20 protein-coding genes and 1 pseudogene are annotated in these 23,691 nt (G+C 59.5%); 10 read left to right on the forward strand and 11 right to left on the reverse strand.

From position 1 onward, the window contains the following. Window positions 1-7 precede the first annotated feature (7 nt). Window positions 8-346 carry an SH3-like domain-containing protein gene (locus ACERJA_RS12945; RefSeq protein WP_373608670.1) on the reverse strand — a complete coding sequence of 113 codons (339 nt, stop codon included), beginning with the start codon at window positions 344-346 and terminating at the stop codon, window positions 8-10. 7 nt (window positions 347-353) lie between these two features. Then, the gene (gene nthB, locus ACERJA_RS12950) at window positions 354-1,037 is read right to left on the reverse strand and encodes a nitrile hydratase subunit beta (RefSeq protein WP_373608671.1); all 684 of its coding nucleotides are present in this window, start codon (window positions 1,035-1,037) and stop codon (window positions 354-356) included. Between the two features lie 318 nt (window positions 1,038-1,355). Here nthB and ACERJA_RS12955 point away from each other — a divergent pair, with 318 nt between their 5' ends. Next, window positions 1,356-2,864, forward strand: a complete 1,509-nt coding sequence (locus ACERJA_RS12955) for an amidase (protein WP_373608672.1) — start codon at window positions 1,356-1,358, stop codon at window positions 2,862-2,864. Between the two features lie 121 nt (window positions 2,865-2,985). On the opposite strand, the gene ACERJA_RS12960 is transcribed toward ACERJA_RS12955, so the two are convergent. Continuing rightward, the gene (locus ACERJA_RS12960) at window positions 2,986-5,022 is read right to left on the reverse strand and encodes a PAS domain S-box protein (RefSeq protein ID WP_373608673.1); all 2,037 of its coding nucleotides are present in this window, start codon (window positions 5,020-5,022) and stop codon (window positions 2,986-2,988) included. A 254-nt stretch (window positions 5,023-5,276) separates the two neighbouring features. On the opposite strand from ACERJA_RS12960, the gene ACERJA_RS12965 reads away from it, so the two are divergent. Then, complete coding sequence (locus tag ACERJA_RS12965; protein ID WP_373608674.1) at window positions 5,277-7,028, forward strand: PAS domain-containing protein; 1,752 nt, start codon at window positions 5,277-5,279, stop codon at window positions 7,026-7,028. A gap of 194 nt (window positions 7,029-7,222) precedes the next feature. On the opposite strand, the gene ACERJA_RS12970 is transcribed toward ACERJA_RS12965, so the two are convergent. From ACERJA_RS12970 to gap, 3 genes are all read right to left on the reverse strand, one after another. Continuing rightward, complete coding sequence (locus ACERJA_RS12970; RefSeq protein ID WP_373608675.1) at window positions 7,223-7,513, reverse strand: helix-turn-helix transcriptional regulator; 291 nt, start codon at window positions 7,511-7,513, stop codon at window positions 7,223-7,225. A gap of 204 nt (window positions 7,514-7,717) precedes the next feature. Continuing rightward, window positions 7,718-8,929 carry a phosphoglycerate kinase gene (gene pgk, locus ACERJA_RS12975; RefSeq protein WP_373608676.1) on the reverse strand — a complete coding sequence of 404 codons (1,212 nt, stop codon included), beginning with the start codon at window positions 8,927-8,929 and terminating at the stop codon, window positions 7,718-7,720. Window positions 8,930-9,069: 140 nt separating this feature from the next. Beyond that, window positions 9,070-10,149: a type I glyceraldehyde-3-phosphate dehydrogenase gene (gap, locus tag ACERJA_RS12980; RefSeq protein WP_373608677.1), complete on the reverse strand. Its 1,080-nt coding sequence runs from the start codon at window positions 10,147-10,149 to the stop codon at window positions 9,070-9,072. A gap of 140 nt (window positions 10,150-10,289) precedes the next feature. Between gap and ACERJA_RS12985 the strand changes: the two genes are divergently transcribed. Continuing rightward, window positions 10,290-11,531: a glycosyltransferase gene (locus ACERJA_RS12985; RefSeq protein WP_373608678.1), complete on the forward strand. Its 1,242-nt coding sequence runs from the start codon at window positions 10,290-10,292 to the stop codon at window positions 11,529-11,531. 97 nt (window positions 11,532-11,628) lie between these two features. After that, the gene (locus ACERJA_RS12990; protein WP_373608680.1) at window positions 11,629-12,522 is read left to right on the forward strand and encodes a universal stress protein; all 894 of its coding nucleotides are present in this window, start codon (window positions 11,629-11,631) and stop codon (window positions 12,520-12,522) included. Window positions 12,523-12,550: 28 nt separating this feature from the next. Here the strand turns inward: ACERJA_RS12990 and ACERJA_RS12995 are convergent, their stop codons facing one another. After that, complete coding sequence (locus ACERJA_RS12995; RefSeq protein WP_373608682.1) at window positions 12,551-13,924, reverse strand: ADP-dependent glucokinase/phosphofructokinase; 1,374 nt, start codon at window positions 13,922-13,924, stop codon at window positions 12,551-12,553. 103 nt (window positions 13,925-14,027) lie between these two features. On the opposite strand from ACERJA_RS12995, the gene ppsA reads away from it, so the two are divergent. From ppsA to ACERJA_RS13010, 3 genes are read left to right on the forward strand one after another with little or no spacing between them, the layout of a single operon-like run. Beyond that, window positions 14,028-16,307 carry a pyruvate, water dikinase gene (ppsA, locus tag ACERJA_RS13000; RefSeq protein ID WP_373608684.1) on the forward strand — a complete coding sequence of 760 codons (2,280 nt, stop codon included), beginning with the start codon at window positions 14,028-14,030 and terminating at the stop codon, window positions 16,305-16,307. Then, on the forward strand, window positions 16,304-16,474 hold the full coding sequence (locus tag ACERJA_RS13005; protein ID WP_373608685.1) for a hypothetical protein: 171 nt from the start codon (window positions 16,304-16,306) through the stop codon (window positions 16,472-16,474). Before ppsA ends, ACERJA_RS13005 begins: the two co-directional genes overlap by 4 nt. Beyond that, entirely contained in the window at window positions 16,471-17,445 is a 975-nt protein-coding gene (locus ACERJA_RS13010; RefSeq protein WP_373608686.1) for an NDP-sugar synthase, read from the forward strand. Before ACERJA_RS13005 ends, ACERJA_RS13010 begins: the two co-directional genes overlap by 4 nt. A 50-nt stretch (window positions 17,446-17,495) precedes the next feature. On the opposite strand, the gene ACERJA_RS13015 is transcribed toward ACERJA_RS13010, so the two are convergent. The 3 genes from ACERJA_RS13015 to ACERJA_RS13025 all read right to left on the reverse strand — a co-directional run bounded on the left by ACERJA_RS13015 (window position 17,496) and on the right by ACERJA_RS13025 (window position 19,717). After that, window positions 17,496-18,944, reverse strand: a complete 1,449-nt coding sequence (locus tag ACERJA_RS13015) for an RtcB family protein (RefSeq protein WP_373608688.1) — start codon at window positions 18,942-18,944, stop codon at window positions 17,496-17,498. A 93-nt stretch (window positions 18,945-19,037) separates the two neighbouring features. Next, complete coding sequence (locus ACERJA_RS13020) at window positions 19,038-19,376, reverse strand: 2Fe-2S iron-sulfur cluster-binding protein (RefSeq protein WP_373608689.1); 339 nt, start codon at window positions 19,374-19,376, stop codon at window positions 19,038-19,040. Then, window positions 19,373-19,717, reverse strand: coding sequence for a 2Fe-2S iron-sulfur cluster-binding protein (locus ACERJA_RS13025; RefSeq protein ID WP_373608690.1), 345 nt, complete (start codon window positions 19,715-19,717; stop codon window positions 19,373-19,375). Before ACERJA_RS13025 ends, ACERJA_RS13020 begins: the two co-directional genes overlap by 4 nt. A gap of 132 nt (window positions 19,718-19,849) precedes the next feature. Between ACERJA_RS13025 and ACERJA_RS13030 the strand changes: the two genes are divergently transcribed. The 3 genes from ACERJA_RS13030 (at window position 19,850) to trkA (ending at window position 23,201) form a co-directional block, all read left to right on the forward strand. Beyond that, a complete protein-coding gene (locus ACERJA_RS13030; protein WP_373608691.1) occupies window positions 19,850-21,118 on the forward strand; it encodes a trans-acting enoyl reductase family protein in 1,269 nt (422 codons plus the stop codon). Between the two features lie 156 nt (window positions 21,119-21,274). Then, window positions 21,275-21,727, forward strand: coding sequence for a universal stress protein (locus tag ACERJA_RS13035; protein WP_373608693.1), 453 nt, complete (start codon window positions 21,275-21,277; stop codon window positions 21,725-21,727). Between the two features lie 139 nt (window positions 21,728-21,866). Next, on the forward strand, window positions 21,867-23,201 hold the full coding sequence (trkA, locus tag ACERJA_RS13040) for a Trk system potassium transporter TrkA (RefSeq protein WP_373608695.1): 1,335 nt from the start codon (window positions 21,867-21,869) through the stop codon (window positions 23,199-23,201). Here the strand turns inward: trkA and ACERJA_RS13045 are convergent. Continuing rightward, window positions 23,202-23,675: pseudogene (locus tag ACERJA_RS13045) on the reverse strand (potassium transporter TrkG); the annotation flags it as partial. Window positions 23,676-23,691: the final 16 nt, after the last annotated feature.

Genomic DNA, 23,691 nt, shown 5'->3' on the forward strand with positions numbered 1-23,691 from the left:
GGATTGGTCATATGGTCTCGATGGCGTCTTCCCAGATATCGATGTAAACGCTCCCGTTCCGTTCAGGATGGTCAGGCCCCCAAATCTCCTGTGGCCGGAAGCGTACGGAGTAGAGGTATTCGCCCTTGGGTTCGCCGACTGCTGTTGGTGGAAGATAGGCGCCATGAACCCGTTCAATTACACCTTCTGCCCCTTCTGCGTACTCTGGCCGCCGTTTATACTTCTCCAAAGCTGCTTGGACAAGTTGTACTCGCGTGCCAGACTCGAACTGGGGTTCATCGGAGAGTTCGACTTCGACCTCGTCCCTATGTGGGTGAGCATGCGAGTGGGTGTGTTCGGATGTCATGGCTCGGTCAAACTGGGTTCAGGTATCCCTCCCAGAGGTCGATGTAGACGGATTCGTTCGGCTCAGCGTACTCTTCGCCCCACAACTCGGTGCTGTCGAAGCGGACGGTGTACAACGGCTCCGGACTCTCACCCTGCTCGTGGGCATGTGCATCAGGAAGGACAAATGTCCCCAAGTGCTCCGAAATCTCGCCATGGGCTTGACGGACGTACTCCGGACATCGAGTATGTCCTTCGGGGTGCATGTTCTTCACCCGTACCTGGTCGCCTTCCCCGAACGCTGGTTCGACCTCTTCGCGCATTGTTGAGGCTCCCGACTCGACGAGTTCCAGCATCCCTTCAGTGAACTCGGGATCTTCTCGTTGCGGGACAAGCTCTTCAGGATTGTCTGCTGAACGAACCTGTTTGAGTCGGCTCTGTAGTTCCTCTTCCGAGAGGACTCCCTTCTCAATCAGGAGCGTTTCATACGCGCTCAGCCAGTGTTCATAGTACGGCGAGTCCAAGTAGTGGGCTGGATCCATCCGCTCGATTGCATGCCTGAACTCATCAATATTGAAAAACCCCTGCCCCATCGTTATCGGGAGCAGCCCGAATACCGCTTCCTCCCACTCTTCGTGGAAGTAGGGTTCGGCAGGGTCTCTCTCTATTTGCCCTATGCCATCGGTCCCACCGAGATCGTGAATGCCGTCCATTGTAACTACACATTGTGTTATTTGCTACCACTACACAAATACCTATCTTATAAATCATTCTGAACTCTATTCAGCGTGAGGAATCTAACATAGTGAGAACGGCTTCGTATCGGTTATTGTAGAACGATTATCAGGAATAAAACGAGTTCCCTTCGATATGATTGCTGTTGAGAAATCTAACGGAGTGAGGCTATTCTCGGCCGCCCTTCGATTGATACACCCTCTGAACTCTGGTGCTCTTTTAATTATTGCAACTTGGTACATTGGTACGAGAATTTTACCTATTCTGATCTGTGGTAACATACTTGTAGCATTGGTATGGTAATACGACTCGTACCAATGTCAAATGATTTTGAGATAGTGGAAGCAACAATCGACGAAATACACGATGCAATGAAAGCTGGAGAACTTTCCAGCGAAGCGCTCACTAACCGATATTTGGACCGGATCAAAGCCTATGATCAAGATGGACCCGAACTGAATTCCATCATAACAATCAACGAAGAGGCGGTTGACCGCGCCGCTGAACTTGACAAAGAACTCAACGAGAACGGATTTGTCGGCCCACTTCACGGTATTCCAGTTCTCGTCAAGGACCAAGCGGAAACAGCCGATATACGGACTACCTTCGGATCCGAAACCTGCCTTGACTACGTGCCTGACGAGGATGCAACGCTTGTTTCAAATGTTAAGGAAGCTGGCGGGATCGTCTTAGCCAAGACTAATCTCCCAGATTTCGCCTCAGCTTTCTTCGGTCACTCTTCGGCCGCTGGGCAAACTAAAAATCCATACGACACCAGCCGAGACCCAGGCGGGTCGAGTTCCGGAACTGGATCAGCCGTCGCTGCTAATCTCGGCACAGTCGGAATCGGTGAGGATACCGGTGGATCTGTTCGGGTTCCCTCGGCAAATTGTAACCTATACGGCATTCGCGTTACAACTGGGCTAATCAGTTGCGACGGACATTCACCAATCGTCCCGCGTCAAGATACCCCCGGACCGATGGCCCGGACGATGACTGATATGACGAAACTCCTTGACGTCCTTGTTGGCTATGACCCGAAAGACGAGTGGACGGGTGCCATAGCACAGATCGATGTCGAGTCATACACGGACTACCTGAACGAGGATGGTCTCGAGGGTACTCGAATCGGCGTTTTGCGTGAGGCTTTCGGTGACGATGACAACCCACGTGCGGCGTCGGTGAACGACATTGTCGAATCCGCTCTCGAGAAAATGGTGGATGCGGGTGCTGAACTTGTGGATCCAGTCTCTATTCCTGATATGGAAGAGCAAATCGGGGACACTGTTGTCTATGAATACTATGCTAAGCTGGCTCTCAATGACTTCCTTGCGGAACGAGAACTCCCATACGACAGTGTCAGAGAAATATACGAAGCCGGTGAGTACCATGAGGACCTCGACCTGATCGAAAGCATCGCACACATGGACGTCGTTCCGGAGGAAGAACTGGATTTCTGGCGGAAAACGGTCGGCCAGGAATCGTTTCGGCGTGACATCTTGGAAACCTTCACCGCGAACGAACTCAATGGGATTGTCTTCCCAGATGTTCAGGTCGTGCCGCCGAAAATCTCCGAGCTTGGAGACCGATATACAACCGCAAACTATCCAACCAACACACCGATCGGTGCACAGTCACAGTGTCCGGCAATATCCGTCCCTGGCGGGTTAACCGAAAATGGACTCCCGGTCGGCGTCGAGATACTTGGGATCCCGTACAACGAGCACCGACTCATTGAGATGGCCTACGCCTACGAGCAAGCAGTAGACACTCGAGAACCACCTGAGACAACACCGCCGCTGTGACAGCGGTCACGCTCAAATACGGTTCAGATACTCCAGGATGCTATTTTTATGACGGGTTCGAATCGCTAAAACGCAGTGAAGGTACCGCCACAATGGGGGTGTGGGTGATCGGGAGAGGTTGTCATTCACGTGGCTCGTCTGCAGTTGGTAACGTAAACGAAACCGTCGTCCACTCGCCCGGTTCGGACTCGACCCAAATCTCACCGCCGTGTCGCTCAACGATGCGCTTACAGAGTGCGAGACCAATCCCCGTTCCATCGTGTTCCTCGTGGCTATGGAGGCGTTGGAACACCTCGAACACCCGGTCGGTATCAGTGGGATCGATGCCGATTCCTTCATCGCGAACCGAGATACGGCACTTCGACCCTTCGAATGCTGCCGAAATGTGAACACGGGGCGGCTCCTCGCCACTGTACTCAATGGCATTGCTCAACAGATTCTGAAACACCTGCCGAAGTTGACTGCCATCTCCGTGAACGCGCGGAAGCGACTCCGCCGTGATCTCCGCGTCTAATTGCTCGATTTGGAGTTGAAGATCTATTCGAACGTCTTTAAGCACCTCTTCGAGAGAAACTGATCTGAACGGTTCGACTCTCGTTTCGACGCGGGAGTATTCGAGCAGACCGTCGGTCATCTCACGCATTCGTTCGGCACCGTCGACGGCGAATTCGAGGAATTCCTGTCCATCTTCGTTGAGTTCGTCACCGTACCGATTGTCGATCAGCTGGAGGTAGCTCGAGACCATCCGTAACGGCTCCTGAAGGTCGTGTGAGGCGGCGTACGCGAACTGTTCGAGACGTTCGTTGGACTTCTTGAGTTCGCGCTGATACTTCTTGCGCTCCGTGATGTCGGAAGCGATCCCAACGATTCGAGCTACCGTTCCGTCTTCGTCGTGAACAGCGTTTGTCCGATCGTGGATCCACCGTTCACTGCCGTCGGGACGGACGATTCGGTATTCCGTTTCGTACTCGATCTGTTCGTTGACCAGTTTCCGGACACGTTCTCGGTCATCCGAATGGATGGCATCGACGAACGCTGTTGGATTCTCGTAAAGGTGCTCACGGTTTTGGCCCCAGATGGTTTCGTAGGATGGGTTAACGTAATGCACCTGGTCTCTCTCGGCTGATTCGATGTAGACGACTTCTTTGAGATGGTCGGCGAGCTGACGGAATTTCTCCTCGCTCTTGCGGAGTTCCTCCTCCCGTTCTTTCCGTTCGAGTTCGGAGGCGATCAGCCGACTTAGCAGGTCTACCAGCGTGATCTCCCAGTCAGAAAACGGTTCTTCGCGGACGTCTTCGTCGTAAAAGCAGAACGTACCGTACAGGTCTCCGTCTTTAAAAACAGGCGCGGCGAGGTAGCACGCGATTCCCCACGCAGCGTTCTCTGCTCGGTCAGCGAGTGCCGGTGCTTCGGCGGCGACGTCTTCGAGGACGAGCGACTCTCCTGTGCGGATTACTCGTTCGCACACCGTCGCCGAGCGCGGAACGACATCTCCCGCCTGTATCGTATCGTCTGGAGCTCGTACGACCTGGAAGCGATACTCATCTCCGTTGACGTGCGACAGAGAAGCGAAGTCCGTTCCGATCACATCCTGCGCGATACCTAACAAACTATTGACTTTCTCCTCAAACGATCGCTCTCCGTCAGAGATGACTTCGTGGATTTCGCGTAACGTTGCCTCTTGTTCTTCGAGTCGTTGTTCTGGTTGCTCACGAAAGGTAAGTGTCCGCTCCGTCTTGTTCTGCTCGGAGGTTTCGTGAACGATACCGAACGTACCGTAGAACTCACCACCGTCGGTGAGAAGGCTCGGTCGGATCTCACAGGATTTCGATTCGCCATCGGCAGTTTCAATCAATAGATCGAACGTTCGCTGGTTGTCCGGGGTTTCACCGCTTTTGAGCCGGTTCCGAAGATTCTCTTCAACGCGTTCGATCGCGGCCTCCTCGAGGAGAAGCGAAACGTGCGAGTCGACAAGTTCCTCACGGCTGTAGCCGGTTATCTCAGTAATTGCATCGTTGACCCCGACAAATCGTCCATCTGAGTCGAGTTGATAGACCCCTGCATCAGCCGCCTCAACAAGGGTTTGATAATTTTGGAGGGCTTGATCGGCATCCACATTCCCCCAAAATGCAGCTCCGTTCATGTCCCCTGTTGTCATATGCAAGTCAGTACCCCCGAAAGCAATTAAACCCTTGTACCGGCATCGTTTTTTCGCCGCATTCAGCTCAGAATGAGAAAGATTTTGTCATCCGTATTCAACATGCGTTTCATCCAGCAAATTGAATTTAGTTGATCGTGTGGACACTAAACGATATGTACTCTTTAAACTCATTATCGAGAGAGCCCTCTCGTGTTATAATTCGATAGAGGAACTCCGAAAATACCACATATTTTGAATAGGTCTATTTGATTATGTCCTCAGAGACGATGCCGGATTCATTTCTCATCCATTCAGGCATAGAGATAGTCTACGCGAATTCTACATTTTGTACACTCGTAGGGGCAGACTCTCAAGAGCAGCTCGTCGGTACATCACTTACAGGACTCGTCGAACCGGACTATCACTCACCACTTCGGGAGCAAGTGGCCCGCATCGAAAATGAAGATGTACCTGTCCTCGGACTGGCCGTTGAGCTGCAAACGAATACTGATCAGCCACAGCATGCTATCGTTGTGAGTGTGTTGATCGAATGGGACGGCACTGAGCAGGTACAAACGTCGGTGTTTCCGATTGCTGATTCGGACTCCGAGGGCCGTCGGCAGCTTGACTATCAAGCGATGGATGAAGCACCGATCGGTATCACGATCGCAGACCCGGCCAAACTCGACGATCCACTTATTTATGTCAATGATGGCTTTTGTGAACTCACCGGCTATCCTCGAGACGAGATTCTCGGACGGAACTGTCGATTTCTTCAAGGAGAGAACACACGCGAGGAGCCAGTAGTGAAGATGCGGGCTGCGATTGAGGCAGAAAAGCCTGTCACTGTCGAGTTGCGGAACTATCGGAAAGACGGCTCGATGTTCTGGAATCGTGTTACGCTCATCCCAATCCAGTCTGAATCCGGAACGGTAACGCACTACCTCGGCTATCAGCAGGACATCACCGCTGAGAAGCGATATGAAAAGGATCTCTCGCTGTTCAGAGAACAGGCCGAAGAAGCAGAGAGAGCCATTCTGATCACCGATCCCGAGGGAACGATCGAATACGTTAATCCTGCCTTCGAGCAGTTGACCGGGTATACGGCCGCGGAGGCGAGGGGACGCAACCCCAGAATTCTCAAATCCGGTCAGCAAGACGAACAGTTCTATCGGGAGTTGTGGAAAACAATCACGGCTGAAGAGGTCTGGGAAGCAGAACTGACGAATCGGACCAAACACGGAGAACTCTTCGAAGTCAAACAAAAGATCATTCCCATAACGGATTCGGACGGCGACATGACACATTTCGTAGCCATCGAGCAAGATATTACCGAAAAGGTACTCACAACCCAGACGCTCGATGTGATGAATCGAGTGTTGCGACATAACTTGCGAAACTCGCTTAACGTAATTGATGGGCACGCAGAGCTGTTAGAAGCCGGAGAGTTGAATCCCGAGGCTCGCCAAGCGTCGGTTGCGGCGATTCGAGAACAGACTGCATCGATGCAAAAGATCGCCGAAAAGACCGCAGAGATTCGTGCAATCTGGGATCCGACCGAAGATAACCAGTCGTGGGACCGTCTTAATATCGCGTCTCTCGTCGAAACGTATCAGCGACAGTATCCAGACGCAGACATTACCAGCACCATCGAAGACGGGATGGTGGACATTCACGTTCGGAACCGAAAGCTGTTTACGAAAGCTATGGACGAGGCCGTCGAGAACGCAATCAGCCATAACGATCAGACCCCGCCAGAAGTGACGATCACGGTGCAGCGAAAGCCGGATTCTGACCAGTTGCAGATATCCATCGCTGATAATGGTCCGGGGATTCCAGAACTTGAACGGCAGGCGATTGAGTCGGGTAAAGAAACGCCGCTGAATCACGGTCTCAGCATTGACCTGTGGATAATGGAGTGGCTCACAACAACGCTTGGTGGGGAGTTGAAAATTACTGACAACGAGCCTCGAGGGACCGTGATACTGTTTCAACTGCCGACCGGCGGCTTGAATGGCGAATAGAGGCCTGGAGAGATTTAAACAGGAAGCCACGGGTCACCCGACCCGTGGTAATCACTTACACAATTGCAGCAAGCTGTACAGTGACAACTCGGTCTTAAGACACTCACTAGTCGTGAAAATATCTGGAAAGAGAGTACAGAGACGACTCTCGAGTTCGAGTGCCCGCTTCGAAAATTTGCTTGACGGTATTTGAGCTACGAGTCTACGAGCAGCTCACCAACATACTGCTGTTCCCATTCGCGTCGCGCTTCGGTCTCACGTTGACCACGACGTGTTAGTGAGTAGTAGTTCGTTCGCCGATCAATCGTTCCTTTTTCGACGAGTCCTTTGTCGACGAGTGTGTCGAGGTTTGGATAGAGTCGTCCGGCGAGAATCTCTTTCTCGTAGTAGTTCTCGAGTTCGTCTTTGATCGCGAGTCCGTGTGGCTCGTCGTGGCCGGCGATTGCATAGAGCAAGTCGCGTTGAAAGCCAGTCAAATCGTGCATACACTGGCCTATGGCAGCAACGGGGTTAATTATATGGAACATAGACTTTCTTGACTGGTAATATTGTTGGCGAGGGTCTGGCAGCAAACGACTACTGGCCGTGAACAGTCCAAACTGTGGGGGTGGTGTGAGCGAGTGACGTCCTCGGGCGACCGGCGACGCCAACGAGGTGGTGTCGGGCCCCGCCGAACTGCTGGTGGATCCTCAGCCGTCGTCCTCGAGCACCTCTACCCCGACCAGCGGCTCGCCGGTGAGCGCGCGGACGTACGCTCCGCCGGCGATGGAGACGCGCGTGAAGTCCTCCTCGTCGAGGTCGTAGAGCATGAACGCGCGAGCGGTGTCTCCCCCGCCGATGACCGAGAAGCAGTCGGCCTCCGCGATAGCCGAGAGGACCTCAACGGTACCGCGCGCGAACCGCTCGTCCTCGAAGACGCCGAGCGCGCCCTTGACGAAGACGGCTTCGGATCCGGCGACGAGGTCGGCATACCGCGCAGCCGTCTTCGACCCGACGTCTAGGAAGGGGCGCTCTTTCGACACGCCTTCGAGGGTCGTCTCTCCCCGCTCGCCGCGGTCGTCCTCGAAGGCGAGGTCGGTCGGGAGATGGAGTCGGTCGCGGTAGGCCTCGAGCACGCGCTCGAGCGTCTCCTGGTGCTCGTCCCACTGGTGGTCGAAGAGCGCCGACTCGTCCACGTCGTAGCCGACATCGCGGTCGTCCGCGCGCAAGAAGAGTTCGCCGACGACGCCACCGAGACAGAACCGGTCGACGGCGTCGTCGAGCTGCTCGACGATGGGGATCGCGTCCTCGGCCTTCGTCCCGCCGAGTATCATCGTGACCGTGCCGTCGAACTCGCGGTCCCGAAGCGCCGTGTTCGCCTCGTACTCTGTCTCCATCACGCGGCCCGCGTATGCGTCCATGACGCGCGGAAAGCCAACGATCGAGGCGTGCGATCGGTGGGCGGCCGAGTACGCATCTCCGACGTAGGCGTCGAACTCGGGAGCGAGCGTCTGGACCAGATCCGTTTCGGCCTTCGTATCGGGGTCTTCCTCGGGTAACTCTCCATCGCACATCCGGGTGTTCTCGAGCAAGAGCACATCTCCCGAGTCGAGGCCGCCGATGGCCACGAGTGCGTCATCGCCGTCGGTGTCGGGAACGAACTCGACGGGGTGGTCGAGGTGGCCGGTGAGAATCTCGGCGTGTTGCTCGAGCGAGACGAACGTGTCCCGGCCCGGCCGGCCCTGGTGGGCCAGTAAGGCGATGGCGTGGTCGTCCGCGAGCAGTTCCTGGATCGTCTCGGCGTGACGGGCGAACCGGCGACTGTCCTGGACGGTGCCGTCCTCGACGGCAGCGTTGACGTCGATCCGGACGAGCAGTCGTTGATCGGGCGCTATGTCGTCGATGGTTCGAAATGTAGTCATTGGTGGGCGCTCGTACGTGTGCATCTCCGCTTACCGACCGCTGGGGGTCGTTTTGTGATCAGACGGACCGCTGGACGTCGTTTTCGGCACATCAGCCAACGGAAGGAGGCCATGCCGGCAAATCGGTACAACATTCCGTATCAGGGGACGGCGGTTCGTTCGGCGTTGATGCTCTCCGACTGGCTCGCGACGTATTTCGCGAGTTTGATCATCTGATTCGAGAAGCCGTACTCGTTGTCGTACCAGGCCAACACTTTCACCGTGTCGTTGGCCGCAACCATCAGGGACTCGAGGTCGACGTACGAAGCAAAGGGCAGTCCGACGATGTCCCGCGAAACGATCTTGTCGTCGGTGTAGCCGAGGATGCCGGACATTTCATCGTCGGCTGCAGTCCGGATCGCGTCCATCACTTCGTCCCGCTCGATGTCCTCCTTGATATTGACAGTGATGTCGGTGACCGACCCGTTTGGGACCGGGACCCGCATCGCCATCCCCTCGAGTTTCCCCTCGAACTCGGGGAGCACTTTGCTGGTCGCGCCGGCCGCACCGGTCGTCGTCGGGACGATGTTCTCGGCAGCGGCGCGGCCGCGCCGTCGCTTGTCCATGGGGCCGTCCACGAGCCCCTGGCTACCGGTGTAGGCGTGGACTGTCGTCAGGAACCCGGAGACCACGTCGAACTCTTTGTTGAGCACCTGCAGAACCGGCGCGACGGAGTTCGTCGTACAGGAGGCGTTCGAGACGACGTCTTCGCCGTCGTACTCCCCGTGGTTGACGCCGTAGACAAACATCGGCACCGATTTTTCGCCCTTCGGCGGCGCCGAGATGATCACCTTGTCCGCGCCGGCCTCGAGATGCTGAGCGGTCTCGTCGTGAGTCCTGAACAGCCCCGTCGCCTCGAAAGCGACGTCGACCTCGAGATCGTCCCACGGGAGTTCCGACGGCTCGGATTCGGACAGCAACTGGAACTCCTGATCGTCAACGAAGAGGGTGTCGTCGCGACGGGAGACGCTGTCGAGACGGCCGTGAACCGAGTCGTACTGAAGCAGATACTCCATGTCGTCGTCGTCCATCACGTCGTTGATCGCAACGATATCGATGTCGTCGTGGGTCAGCGACGCACGGAGGAGACATCGGCCGACCCGTCCGAAGCCGTTGATTCCGATTCGAAGGTTCGCACCGGTTCCACCGCTGTCGTCCGTCGCTGTTGGCTCTGTTTCCATAGCTGGAGATCCACCTTCGGACGGTAAATTCCTTGGCCCGAATCGTTAGATATCGGTACATAAGCGCCTTCTAACCAGTTTCTTCAGGTGACCGCCCCCAACTGATACTAGCGTCGTCGTCGTCGTGAGGAGTATCGACAATGCATCCTCCCTCACTCCCGGATCGATCAATCGAGGCGTACGCCACCGTGACAGAGCGCGACCGCCTCGAGCGACTCCGCACGCTGGCCGAGACGCTTTCCGGCGTCCGGATCCTTCACGTCAACTCGACCGCGACGGGGGGTGGCGTCGCGGAACTACTCCGATCGATCGTTCCGCTCTGTAACGACCTCGGTATCGACACCGACTGGCTCGTCATGGACGCCGACGACGACTTTTTCGAGGTCACGAAGGCGGTCCACAACGGCCTCCAGGGAAGTGGCGAGCCGTTGACCGATGAGATGAAAGCCACCTATCGCGAGGTAACCGCGGCCAACGCGGCCGAGATCGAAGACGAGTACGATCTCGTGCTGGCTCACGATCCCCAGACGCTTGGCATGCTCGAGCGACTCGACGAACGAATGCCAAACGCACCCATCCTCTGGCGGTGTCACGTCGATCTCACCGACCCGATCGAGGAGTATCTCGCGTTCGTCTCGGCGTACACCGATCCGATCGATCATGCGATCTTCAGCCGCTCGGCGTACGCGGTGATCGACGCCCCGACAACGAGCATCGTCTATCCCTCGATAGATCCAGTGACGGAGAAGAACCGATCGCTCGAGGACGACGAACTGGCGGCCGAACGCGATCGACTGGATCCGCTCTCGTTCGACGCGCCGGTGGTGACACAGGTATCCCGTTTCGATCCGTGGAAGGATCAGTTCGGGACTCTCGAGGCGTATCGAACCGCCACAGAAGAGGTCCCGGAGCTCCAGCTGGCGCTGGCTGGCGGGATGGCCGGCGACGATCCGGAGGGGCTAGAGCTGTACGAGCAGGTCGCCGCAGAAGCGGTCGACGATCCGGACGTCCATACTCTGACAGACCTCCCGGACGCGACAATAAACGCCCTCCAACGGCTGTCGGACGTCGTCGTCCAGAAGTCCCTGCGCGAGGGGTTCGGGCTCGTGGTCGCAGAGGCGCTCTGGAAGCGCACACCGGTCGTGGGTTCGACCGCCGGCGGGATCCCGCTGCAGATCGAAGACGGCCAGAACGGCTACCTCGTCGAGCCCGACGACGCCGTTGGCGCCGGCGATCGGATCGCCGACCTGCTCGAGGACGACGAGCGTCGACGAGCGTTTGGCGACAACGCCCGGGAACACGTCCGGGAGCAGTTCTTGCTTCCTCGACAGCTCGTGGACCTTTTCGAGATCTTCGTCGACTCCCTAGAACTCGATTCCTGAAACGGTCAGGAATCGGTACGGGAATTCGCGACGGCACCGATCCGACGACCCCCACACAGTTATCCATCGAGGAGGTGAAGCAATCGAAGACTAGCCCATGAGCCGGTTCATCGAATCGATACTGATACCGACCGACGGCAGCGACGGGGCACTCGCAGGTGCCAGACGTGGGATCGCGCTCGCGTCGCGAATCGACGCGGACGTCCACGTACTGTCGATCGTCGAATCCCGACTCCAGGCGTCAGATCTCGACGAACTGGACCTCCCATCGTTCGAAGAGAACGCCGAGAAAGCAGTCGAAGAAATCACACGACTGGCCACGGACCACGACGAGGAGCTCGACGTCACGACCACGGTCAAGACGGGGACTCCGTTCCAGTCGATTAGAGAGTACGCCAGTCGACGCGAGATCGACGTCATCGTCATGGGGACGAAAGGCCGAACGGGGCTCGACAGGGTTCTCCTCGGCAGCGTGACCGAGAACGTCCTCCGGACGGCACGGATCCCAGTACTTGCGGTCCCGCCGAACGCCGACGACTCCTCGGTCGCCGACGTGGCGTTCGATCAGTTCCTCTTGCCCACGGACGGGAGTGACGGTGCGGCGATCGCGACCGAGTGGGGGATCGAACTTGCGAGTCGTCTCGAGTCGTCGATACACGCGCTCTACTCGATTGATACGAGTCCGATCGACGACGAGCGAGCGAGCGACGCCCTCCTCGAGTTCATGGAACAGAGAGGTGAGAAAGCGATCGATGGGGTCCGAGAACACGGCGAGGATGCCGGAGTGAGCGTCACAGGGTCGATCGTGACCGGCGCTCCGGTGAGGGAGATACCCTCCTATGCGACCGAGAACGACGTCGACCTGATCGTCATGGGGACCCACGGCCGGACGGGGATCGGTCAGTGGTTCCTCGGAAGCGTCACCGAAAACGTCGTCCGCCAAGCCGATGTGCCGGTGTTTTGCGTGCCGGTCAGCGCCGAGCATCCGTGATGGAACTCACCGAAACCGTCTTTCTCCCTTATTGATCATTGGCCACGGCGAGTTCCAGGACGAAACTCGAGGAGGAGACGATATCGCCGATGCCAACCGTCCCCGCAGGGTCGTCGACGACCCGGTTCGGACAGGCGGCGACCGTGGGGGTCTCGAGGACGCCGTCTTCGGCGGTCTCACCGAGGTGCTCCGCCAGCAGTTCGATCGCTTCCTGCCCCTTCGACGACGGCTCGTACTCGAGGCCCGTCTCGAGGTCCTCGGGGTCGGAGATGTGTCCCAGCGCGGCCTTGGTGGCGGCGTTGACGGCGGAAAACTCGAGTCCCCGTCGAAGCGCCTCCGGCGAGTGGTACGACTCCATCACGGCGAGATGGTACTCCATCGCGTGTAACTGCAGACAGTCGACGCCGAGTTCCTCGCGGACCGCCTCGAGCATCCGGTAGTGGTCGAGAATCTCCTCGGGTTCGAACGGGGTCGCCTCCGACGGCGGCTCCTCGACGGCGTCGATCCCCGCGTCGTCGTGCAGCATCGTCAGCTCGTGGGTATCGGCACCGACGACGTTCGCTTCCGGCAGGATCCACTCGTACATACTGTCCCTGAGCTCGTCGTCGTGGGTGACGGCGTACTCGACGTGGACGTCGACGTCACCCCCTGACCGAAGGCGGTGGATGACGTCGCGTGCGTGGCGGTGTGTCTCCTCGTACCCCGCTTCGACGTGATCGGGCGTGAGATTGTGATACCCTGCGAGGAGTGCGCCGTCGACGACCTCGCCGACCTGGTCGATCGCCTCGTCGAGTTCCCCCGCAGAGAGGTCGAACTCCGGCGGTCTCGAGGCGGCGATGAACCGGGTGTCCTCCGGCGCAGTCACGCCGAAGAACTCGTCTCCCTCCCTGAACTCGAACACCCAGTTGATCTTCGTGCGATCCGTGTTGACGGCCTCGGTGAGGGACGCGTAGCTCACTTGACCGTCTTCGACGGTCGGATACCGAACCTTCTCGGGGTGTTCGAACATCGAGAGCTGTCGCTCGGAGACCAGATACGTGTACGTGATCGGTGCGGTTCCCAGCGCGGTGAGCAGGTTCGTCATGATTCCCGCCTGGCCGCCCATCTGCTGACTGTCGGGATCCAGTTCCGACTCGAGCGTCGTCGCGAACTCGTCGACCATCGCGATCTCGTCGCCCCGGCCGGCGGCCATCGTGTGTGCAATCGCCGCCGCGAGTTCCCGTTTCGAAGTCAGCGGGCTCGAAAGCGGTTCGGAGCCGGGATCAGACGGGCGCTCGAGGAACGATTCCAGTTCTTCGTCGACTCGGACGATCGCATCGACGTTTGCGTTGTACGCGACGAACACGGGACGTTCCTCGAGTGCGGCGACATCCGCCTCCAGTTGAGCATGGGCGTCCTGCATGGTACGACCCTCTCCCAGACGCAGCGGGATAATCCTGGGGTGGCCGTCGCCTCCGACACCCCTTCGGACTTATTGTCGTCCGCGTGGTCCGAGTGACGGACCGATGCCACGAGATTCGTTCGTCCGATGGCTGGATGAGTTGAGCGGCGACGACACGGACGCTGTCGGCGGAAAGAGCGCGAACCTCGGTGAACTCGCGGACCTCGACGTGCCCGTCCTGCCCGGGTTTACGACGACTGCGTCGGCGTACGATTACTACGTCGGGGAGACGGGCATACACGAAGCAATTGAGTCGGAACTAGACGGACTGGACGCCGACGATGTCGTGAACCTTCAGCGACGCGGGGAACGGATCAGACGGACGATTTCGGAGGCGTCGATGCCGCCACAACTCGAGTCAGCAGTCTGTGAGCGGTACGCCGAACTGGGCGATGAACTCGGCGTCGACGATCCGGAGGTCGCTGTTAGGAGTTCTGCGACAGCCGAGGACCTCCCCGAGGCCTCCTTTGCCGGCCAGCAGGAGACGTTCCTGAACGTCGCCGGCGAGACTGAACTGCTCGAGTCGATCAAACACTGCTTCGCCTCGCTGTTTACCGACCGCGCGATCGCCTACCGCGAGAACAAAGACTTCGATCACTTCGACGTGAAACTCGCCTGCACCGTCCAAAAAATGGGGCGGGCGGATCTGGCGTCCTCAGGCGTGCTCTTTACCCTCGATCCGGACACCGGCTTCGACGACGTCGTGGTGATCGAAGCAGCCTACGGCTTCGGCGAGCCGATCGTTCAGGGCGCTGTCGACCCGGACAGGTACATCGTGTTCGAACCGACGAACGGGATCGTCGAGAAGGAACTCGGCGGGAAGTCCCAGCGGATGGTCCGACGGAACGGAGGCACCAAGCTGGAGTCGGTCCCGGACGCAGAGCGCGAGGCGGTTGTGCTCTCTGACGACCGGATCCGGGAGCTCGCCACGTATGCAAGCCGAATCGAGGACCACTTCGGGACCCCTCAGGACATCGAGTGGCTCGTCGACGGCGAACTCGACGAACTGTTCATCGTCCAGGCGAGGCCGGAGACAGTCCACGGAGCGGTAGAGGAGAACGTGCTCCGCACACACGAACTCACCGAATCGGGTGACCAGCTGCTCGAGGGAATCGCGATCGGCAACGCCGTGGCAACAGGGTCAGTCCGCGTCCTCGCAGACCACCGGGAGATGCACCGCGTCGAGGACGGTGACGTAGTTGTCACCGAGATGACTGATCCGGATTGGGTGCCCGTAATGAAGCGGGCGAGCGCAATCGTCACCGATCGAGGCGGCAAGACCTCGCACGCGGCGATCGTCTCTCGGGAGCTTGGGATACCCGCGATCGTCCGCACCGGGACGGCAACGGAGACCCTGTCCAACGGCGACCCGGTGACCATCGACTGTTCGACGGACACCGGGCGGGTCTACGAGGGCGAGCTTGAGTACGAGGTCACCGAGGAGGTGATCGACGAACTGCCGGAGACCGACACCGAGATCAAGCTGATCCTTGGCGACCCCGATCGCGCGTTCTCACTCGCCAGCCTCCCGGTCGACGGCGTCGGCCTGGCGCGAGAGGAGTTCATCGTAACCGCTCACGTGGGCTATCACCCGAAGGAGTTACTCGAGCGGAACGAAGAGGAACGCTTCGTCGACGCGCTGCGGACCGGGATCGCAAAGATCGGCGCTGCGTTCTACCCGGACGACGTCATCTTCCGACTCAGCGATTTCAAGACGGACGAGTATCGCAATCTCGAGGGCGGGTGGAAGCACGAACCCGAGGAGGCCAACCCAATGCTCGGCTGGCGCGGGGCCTCCCGTTACTACGACGAGGAGTTCCGCGAGGCGTTTCGGCTGGAGTGTGAGGCCCTCCGGCAGGTGCACGAAGACGTCGGGCTAGACAACGTAACCGTGATGGTCCCGTTCTGTCGCACCCCAGAAGAAGGCACGCGAGTGCTCGAAATGATGGCCGAGTACGGACTCTCACGCGAGGAGACGGACGTCTGGGTGATGGCCGAACTCCCGGCAAACATCGTCCTCGCAGATCGGTTCTCGGAGATGTTCGACGGGTTTTCTATCGGCTCGAACGATCTTACGCAGCTCGTCCTCGGTGTCGATCGGAACTCCGAGAAGCTCGCACCGCTCTTCGACGAGACGAACGAGGCAGTCACTCGCTTGATCAGCGAGCTGATCGATGCGGCCCACCGCCACGATCGGCCGGTCGGCATCTGCGGCGACGCACCGTCGACGATCCCCGACTACGCGGACTTCCTGCTCGACGCCGACATTGACTCGATCTCGGTGTCGCCGGACGTCGCGATCGAGACGATACTGACCGTCGCGGAGCTGGAGGACCAGACATGACGGGGTACCGGGGCGGTCGACGTCCCGCTGTCGGCGGCGCGGTTCGAGGCCTGGCGATCCGCTTCGAATTGGACCTGGATCTCGGCAGTCGCCGTCTGGACGAACGCGATCGATGTGGCGTCGTTGTTGGGGCGCGACCCGGCGTCGGCGCGGGGGCGAGCCGATGAAGGCGGTCGTCCTGGCCGGCGGATACGCGACCCGCCTCTGGCCGATCACGAGGCACCGTCCGAAGATGTTCCTCCCGCTCGGAGAGACAGCCATTGTTGACCGGCTCTACGACGACATCGAACGGGACGACCGGATCGGGGCGGCGTACGTTAGTACGAACGAACGGTTCGCCCCCACGTTCGAGGAGCACCTGGCGGATGGCCCGTGGAATAAACCGCAGCTATCGGTCGAGCGGACGCGCGAGGAGGGCGAGAAGTTCGGCGTCGTCGGCGCGCTCGCAGAGCTGATCGAACGTGAGTCAATCGACGACGATCTCCTCGTGCTCGCCGGCGACAACGTCATCGACTTCGAACTCGGCGCGTTTCTCGATCGGTTTGATAAGCGGCACGCGCCGACGATTGCCGTCCACGACGTCGGCAGTCGGGAACGGGCTGTATCCTACGGGGTCGTCAAACTCGACGACGATCGTGTCGTCGGCTTCCGAGAGAAGCCCGACGACCCCGAGGGGACACTCGTCTCGACCGGCTGCTACGTGTTTCCCAGGGAAACCTTGTCGCTGTTCACCGAGTACCTAGAAGCGGGGAACAATCCAGACGAGCCGGGCTGGTTCGTCTCGTGGCTTCACTCCAGGGTTCCAACGTACGCATTCGCGTTCGAGGAAGAGTGGTTCGACGTCGGGACGCTGGAGAGTTACCTCGACGCCGTCGCCTGGCACCTCGACGGCGAGTCGCTGGTCGACGAGACCGCGAGCCTCGAGGCGACGACGGTCGGGTCGAACGTGCACATCATGGCGGGGGCGAGCCTCGTCGACGTGGACGTCGAACAGGCGGTGATCTTCCCGGAAGCGACCCTCGAGAGAGCGACCGTTCGCAGTTCGATCGTCGACAAGGGCACAGCGCTCGAGGGAGTTGCCCTCGATGGCGCGATGATCGGCGCGTACACGCAGCTTCCGGACGGTTCAGCGGATTAAAACGCGGTGGGACGTCGGGTTGTGAGTGGGCCAGTACTGCCGGCCGGCGATCACTCTTTGGCCTTGAGATTGTGCACGACCTCGAGCCAGTCGACGATCTCCGCGGTCGGTTCGATGGCGTCTGCGATCGCCTCGGTCGGCTTGTACGCCATCGGTGCTTCGTCGACGACGGCCTCGACGACCGATTCCGAGTAGACGTCTGCCATCGCCGCTTCGAACGCCTCGACGCTCAGTTTCTCGTGGGCCTCTCCTCGTCCCATAATGCGTCCGGCTCCGTGGGGTGCCGTCCGGTTCCACTCCTGATTGCCCTTTCCGCGGGCCAGGATTGATCCCTCGGCCATGTTGAACGGGATGATCAGCCGTTGGCCTTCGCGTGCCGGTGTCGCGCCCTTTCGAATCGTCAGGTCCCGAAAATCGATGTAGTTGTGGATCGACTCGATCCGATCGACTGGGTCGACGTCCAGTTCGTCACAGATAGCCTCGCTCATCAGCTCGCGGTTCCACCGGGCGTACTGCTGAGCGAAGAGCATATCGACGTAGTAGCCGTGGGCCTCCCTGCCCTCGAGCCAGTCGAGCTCCTCGTTGCGCTCTTCGACCGCGTCCTGTGGTCGCGAAAGCACGCCGAACGCTTCCTCGAGGTCATCATCCTCGAAATCCGCCCGGAGACGCTCCTTGTCGAGGTGGGATTCGCCTTTCCCGCCAGTGACCCACTCGTAGAGGTCGTGATCGCTCACCGTCTCAAGGTCGAACTCGAGATACTCATCGTACTGTTCGGGGATGTCGTCGCGGATCGCGTCGGCGTGACGATACTGACTTGCTCTGTGTTGCCAGAACTCGGCGATGGATTTCCCCAGGTAGCGTGAGCCGCTGTGGACGACCAGCCAGTAGTGGCCCGTCTCACGTGCCTTCGCAAACTCGATGAAGTGGTTGCCACCGCCGAGGGTGCCCGCGCTCCGAATAACGTGTCCGATCCCCTGGCGCTGGCGAGCGAGGACGCGCCGACACAGCTGTGTGAAGTAGTCGCCGTCGTAGCCGTCGAAGTCGAACTCGAGCGGATCGATCGTCCGACCGAAACGCTCCTCGTAGGCGGCGGCGAACCGGTCGAAGACGTCGTTCGCCCGCTCGAAGGGGAACTCGTCGACGAGATGTGAGGCGTCGTCGTAGTCGTGGACTCCTCGACCCATCGGCACGCGCTCGCGGATGCGTCGTTCGCGTTCCGGTCCCTCGAGTGGAAGTTCGGTCCCGATATCGGTGGCGGCCATCCCACAGCCGACGTCGACACCGACGATGTTCGGCACGATTTTGTCGGGGAGTTCCATCGTGAATCCGACGGGCGCGCCTGCACCCCAGTGGGCATCCGGCATCACCCTGACCGGCTCGGTGAACGCCGGATGGTCGATGAGTTCGCGAATCTGCTCGAGGCAGTTCGCTTCGACGAGCGATTCGTCGTCGACCATGATCTGGGCGGTTGTGTACTCGCCCTCGAGTGTGAGTGTCACACTTGAAAGTCGTTTCAGTCCCTATTCAGCGTATGGTACGTCGATCCGCTGAGACACGTGTACAAGCAGTATGGAAGAATGCCTCGAGGCGATTCACCGATGTGATCGCTGAGGGAGGACCTGCCCCCAGACGTGCTTTTGTAGCAGTCTGACCGTCATCGGTCGGTCGACCTCGATACAGCAGGACAGCCGCGGGTAGCCAAATCGGACGGCAGCAGTGTCGTGCCAGTGGACCGGCTCGGGTGCTGGGTCGACCTCGACGGTACAGGTCGCACACAGTCCCCGTCCCCCGCAATTGAGCTGCGACGAGACCGTCCCGTAGACCGAAAACCCTCGATCACGGAGGGCGTCCCGAAGCGTCGTTCCGCGTTCGACCGTGATCGTCGACCGTTCACCGTCGTCAATCACGGTAAGTTCGATCTCGTCGCTCACGGTTTCTCCGTGTCTTCGCTCTTTCGACCGGTGTGCTGGCCCCAGAATCCGGGATGCTTCTCGACGACCAGGTCGTCTTCGACTCGGAGCTGGCAGGCGAGCCGGAGCCCGGAATCGGCAACGTGTGGCGGAGTCGCCAGTCGAAGTCGTTCTCGAGGTCCGGGGTTGCTCACCTCGCCGGACACCGCAACGGCACAGGTTCCGCACGTACCCAGCCCGCGACAGTTGAGTGCGTCCGCCCGGCCGTTGTGCGGTGACTCGTCCGCTCGGAGGAGAACGTCTCGGAGCACTGCGCCTCGTTCACACTCGAGTTCTCGACCACGAACGGTAACTGTTGGCATGATCGATTTTCGCACGCCGAATACAAAACCGCACTGCCATACCAGCTAACGGCTATTTTGTGTAGTGGCGTGGGCTCAGTGTGAAGACCACCGAACGGTTGAGGCTGATGGGCCACTAAACGACTGATACTCGTGTCGAACACCGACCGGACATACGATCTCGTCGTTTGGGGTGCAACCGGCGTCGCCGGCCGTCTCGTCGCCGAGTACCTCACCGAACAGTACACGTCGGACGACCTCTCGCTCGCCCTCGGCGGTCGCGACGAGACGCGGCTTCGCGAACTGGAAGCTGCACTCGTGGAGCAGCGCTCCGGATGGGAGGAGCTCCCGATCGTCATCGGCGATGCAACGGAGCCGGAGAGCCTGCGCGCTATCGCCGAGGATACCCGCGTCGTCTGTACGACTGTCGGCCCGTACAGCAAGTACGGCACACCGCTCGTCGAGGCGTGTATATCGGCCGGAACGGACTACTGCGATCTCACCGGGGAAGTGAACTGGGTCCGAGAGATGATCGACCGGTACCACGACGATGCAGTCGATGCGGGCGCTCGTATCGTCCACAGTTGCGGGTTCGATTCGATCCCGGCCGACCTCGGCACGAAGCTCGTGCAGTCGTTCGCTATCGACGAGTTCGGGACTGCCTGTGATCTGGTTCGAATCTACCTCGAGGACGGTCGCGGCGGGGTAAGCGGTGGAACGATGTCGAGTGTCGCCGAAGTGTTTCGGGCCGCGTCCACCGACCCGGTCGCCCGGCAGACGCTTCGGAACCCGTATTCGCTGGCGCCGCCGGGTGAGCGCGACGGCGTCGATCCGGGCGCACAATCCCTCCCGAGAAAAGATTCGCTTCGAGGGGAGTGGACAGGCCCGTCACCGATGGCGGTCATGAACGAGCGGGTGATTCGACGGAGTAATGCCCTGCTCGATTATCCGTGGGGTCGCGAGTTCGAGTGTACGGAGGTCGTCCCCGTCGGATCAGGTCCCGTCGGTATGATGGGTGCAAGCGCCGTCTCGGCCGGCCTCGGGTTGGCGACTGGAGCACTGGCCTTTGGCCCGACACGGGAAGCCCTCCGTCGCTTCGCGTTCCCCGATCCAGGCGAGGGACCGACGAGAGCAGAGATCGAGAACGGGTACTTTACGATTCGCGTGCTCGGTCGCGGAACCGCTACCGACGGGCCATTCGTAGTTGAGAGTCAAATCAGCGCCGACTGGGATCCGGGTTACGGCGCGACTGCGAGGATGCTCGGCGAGGCCGCGATGTGTCTCGTCTGCGATCGGATCGACTCGCCGCTCGAGGGTGGCATCCTCACCCCGGCGGCAGCTATCGGCGATCCGCTCGCTGACGGGCTTCGTCGGGCGGGATTGGTCGTAGAAGTGGGCGAGTGGGACCCCGATCAGAGATAGCGATTGCGGATTCTGGCTCCGATACCGATAGTACGGAGCTGTACGAGTGTCGAGACTGTGGGGACAAATTCGACAAGCGTACCGACGAGTGCTCCACCTGCGGTTCACGTGCGGATTCAAGAGTGGCCTTTTATATTGCGCTTGCGAATAGGTGATATGGCCATATTTCAGCATATCCTCATCCCAGTCGCAGAGGAAGAGGACGCACGAGCGACCTGTGCCGCGCTGCAACCGTATCTCGAGGATATCGAACGGGTGACGGCCGTTCACGTTATCGAGAAGGCAGGTGGGGCACCCGACAAAGCTCCGTTAGAAAAACGTCGGGAGGATGCATCCGACTTTCTCGCGATCGTGGATTCGACGCTCAGCGAGTCCGTCACCGTTGATACGCGAACAATTTTCGCGACCGATATCGTCCCCGCGTTGTTTACTGCGACTGCTGACGCCGGCGCAGACGCGATAGCGTTCCGCGCTCGAGGCGGTAGTCAAATCATGAGGATGCTGACCGGCGACATAACAACGAATCTCGTTACTGACCCTGAGGTTCCAGTTATTTCCCTTCCCCATCTCGAAGCGAACGACGGCGAAGCAAACGCGGGACGAATATGAACTCGATTCCAACGATTCCCGATTGTACGGTCCTTTCCCCGACATCGTCCGGACCAACACGTGCGCAAACTAATCGCGTCGAGAACCGAACCAAACGCTGCTGATCACCAACAGAACCACTTCCAAGGAGGAAATACGAATGTACGTACTTATTATCGGTGCGGGTCAGGTCGGACAGATGATCGCGTCGAATCTCGCGAGCTCGCACGAGGTTGCCGTGGTCGAACGTGACCCGGAGGTCGCCGAGGACATTGCCTATTCGTTCGACGTCCTCTCAGTGCAAGGCGACGGAACGGAACCGGAAGTTCTTCGGGACGCAGGTCTCGAGCAAGCGGATCTAGTCGTCGCGTGTACGGACAGCGACGAGACGAACATCGTGATTTCTGGCACCGTAAAGAGCGTGAATGACGTGTTTACGATCGCGCGCGTTCGTCGTCGAACGCTGTTGAACACATGGGAGGGAACACGCGGTGCGTTCGGCGTCGACTTCATGGTCTGTACCGACCTGCTGGTCGCTCAGACGATCTTCCGGATCTCCGGCTTCCCGAGGGCTCAGGACGTAGAAACATTCGCCGGCGGACTCGTCAGGATGGCCGAGTTCGAGATCGGAACGGAGAGCCCACTTGCCGGGCAGAGCGTGTCTGAGTTGGACCAGTACGGATCGATGACGTTCGCCGGCGTCTTTCGGGACGACGAGATGATCGTCGCGCAGGGTGACACCGTCTTCCAGACCGGCGACCGAATCGTCGTCATCGGCAGCCCCAGTTCCGTCAAGGAGTTCGCGATGGTGAACGTCCCAGACACGACCTCGAGCGCAGAGGACGTGGTCATCGTCGGCGGCAGCGAGATCGGTTTTCAGACCGCCCGCGAGTTCGAGGCCCATGGCTTCGAACCGAGACTGATCGAACGCGATCCCGAACGTGCTCGCGAGGTCGCCGAAGCGCTTCCGAAGACGTTCGTCATGGAAAGCGACGCGACCGACACCGAATTTCTCGCCCGCGAGCACATTGATGAGGCCGACATCGTGATAGCTGCACTCGACAGCGACGAAAAGAATCTGCTCGTCTCGCTGCTGGCTCGTCGGGTCGGCGTCGATCGGACGGTCGCGATCATCGAGAACACCGAGTATACCGATCTCTTCGAGACCGTCGGCATCAACGTCGCGATCAACCCCCGCGAGGAAACGGCCGAGGAGATCGTCCGCTTTACTCGCACGGATCAGACCGAGAAGATCGCGATGTTAGAGCACGACCGCGCAGAAGTCATCGAAGTCAAACTGGGCCACGACAGCTCGCTGACAGGCCAGCAGATCGCGGATTCGATGGCCGACCTACCGAACGGCGTCGTTATCGGGGCGATCTCTCGCGACGGCGAACTGGTCACCCCCCGCGGGACGACGGTCCCGGAACCGGGCGATCACGTCGTGCTGTTCGTCGACGCGACAGTACTCGACGACGTTTCTGCGGTGTTATGATCATCGGTAGAGATCGAGGTTTCGGAGGAGTGCACCGAGCAACACGGCGACCGGAACGATCTCGAGTCGGCCAATCCACATGTTGAAGATGAGCATGATCTTGGCAGTGTCGGGCATCTCCGGACCGGTGATTCCGGCGTCGAGACCGACATTACTCTGTGCGCTCATCACGTCGAAGATGACGTACTCGAGGGGATGGTCAGGCGACAGCGTCCAGAGCAGGACGGCGACGCCGACGATGAGGAAGACGATCCAGAGGATGAACACGACCGCTGCTTCGGTGTACTCGCGCTGAATCTGATCGCGACCGAGTGTTCGCTTCCCGAGTCGAAGTCGTCGGACCGCCGCGTCCGGCGCGAAAACGCTTCGCACCTGCCAGACCGACCCCTTGATGAGCGTGATGACGCGGATGAGTTTGAGCCCGCCGACCGTCGACCCGGCCGCCGCCCCGGTGAGCATCCCGAGACAGATCACCGCAAAGAACTCGCCG

The organism is Natronorubrum sp. A-ect3 (genome assembly GCF_041821125.1).
Taxonomy (GTDB): Archaea; Halobacteriota; Halobacteria; order Halobacteriales; family Natrialbaceae; genus Natronorubrum; species Natronorubrum bangense.

Bases quoted from the DNA above. Each gene is read 5' to 3' on its own strand.
- trkA (WP_373608695.1), top strand. From the start codon at position 21,867: ATGTACGTACTTATTATCGGTGCGGGTCAGGTCGGACAGATGATCGCG.
- pgk (WP_373608676.1), bottom strand. From the start codon at position 8,929: ATGACTACATTTCGAACCATCGACGACATAGCGCCCGATCAACGACTG.
- ACERJA_RS12955 (WP_373608672.1), top strand. From the start codon at position 1,356: ATGGTAATACGACTCGTACCAATGTCAAATGATTTTGAGATAGTGGAA.
- ACERJA_RS13010 (WP_373608686.1), top strand. From the start codon at position 16,471: ATGAAGGCGGTCGTCCTGGCCGGCGGATACGCGACCCGCCTCTGGCCG.
- nthB (WP_373608671.1), bottom strand. From the start codon at position 1,037: ATGGACGGCATTCACGATCTCGGTGGGACCGATGGCATAGGGCAAATA.
- ACERJA_RS13025 (WP_373608690.1), bottom strand. From the start codon at position 19,717: ATGCCAACAGTTACCGTTCGTGGTCGAGAACTCGAGTGTGAACGAGGC.
- ACERJA_RS12995 (WP_373608682.1), bottom strand. From the start codon at position 13,924: ATGCAGGACGCCCATGCTCAACTGGAGGCGGATGTCGCCGCACTCGAG.
- ppsA (WP_373608684.1), top strand. From the start codon at position 14,028: ATGCCACGAGATTCGTTCGTCCGATGGCTGGATGAGTTGAGCGGCGAC.
- gap (WP_373608677.1), bottom strand. From the start codon at position 10,149: ATGGAAACAGAGCCAACAGCGACGGACGACAGCGGTGGAACCGGTGCG.
- ACERJA_RS13005 (WP_373608685.1), top strand. From the start codon at position 16,304: ATGACGGGGTACCGGGGCGGTCGACGTCCCGCTGTCGGCGGCGCGGTT.
- ACERJA_RS13035 (WP_373608693.1), top strand. From the start codon at position 21,275: ATGGCCATATTTCAGCATATCCTCATCCCAGTCGCAGAGGAAGAGGAC.
- ACERJA_RS12970 (WP_373608675.1), bottom strand. From the start codon at position 7,513: ATGCACGATTTGACTGGCTTTCAACGCGACTTGCTCTATGCAATCGCC.
- ACERJA_RS12965 (WP_373608674.1), top strand. From the start codon at position 5,277: ATGTCCTCAGAGACGATGCCGGATTCATTTCTCATCCATTCAGGCATA.
- ACERJA_RS12945 (WP_373608670.1), bottom strand. From the start codon at position 346: ATGACATCCGAACACACCCACTCGCATGCTCACCCACATAGGGACGAG.
- ACERJA_RS12960 (WP_373608673.1), bottom strand. From the start codon at position 5,022: ATGACAACAGGGGACATGAACGGAGCTGCATTTTGGGGGAATGTGGAT.
- ACERJA_RS12990 (WP_373608680.1), top strand. From the start codon at position 11,629: ATGAGCCGGTTCATCGAATCGATACTGATACCGACCGACGGCAGCGAC.
- ACERJA_RS12985 (WP_373608678.1), top strand. From the start codon at position 10,290: ATGCATCCTCCCTCACTCCCGGATCGATCAATCGAGGCGTACGCCACC.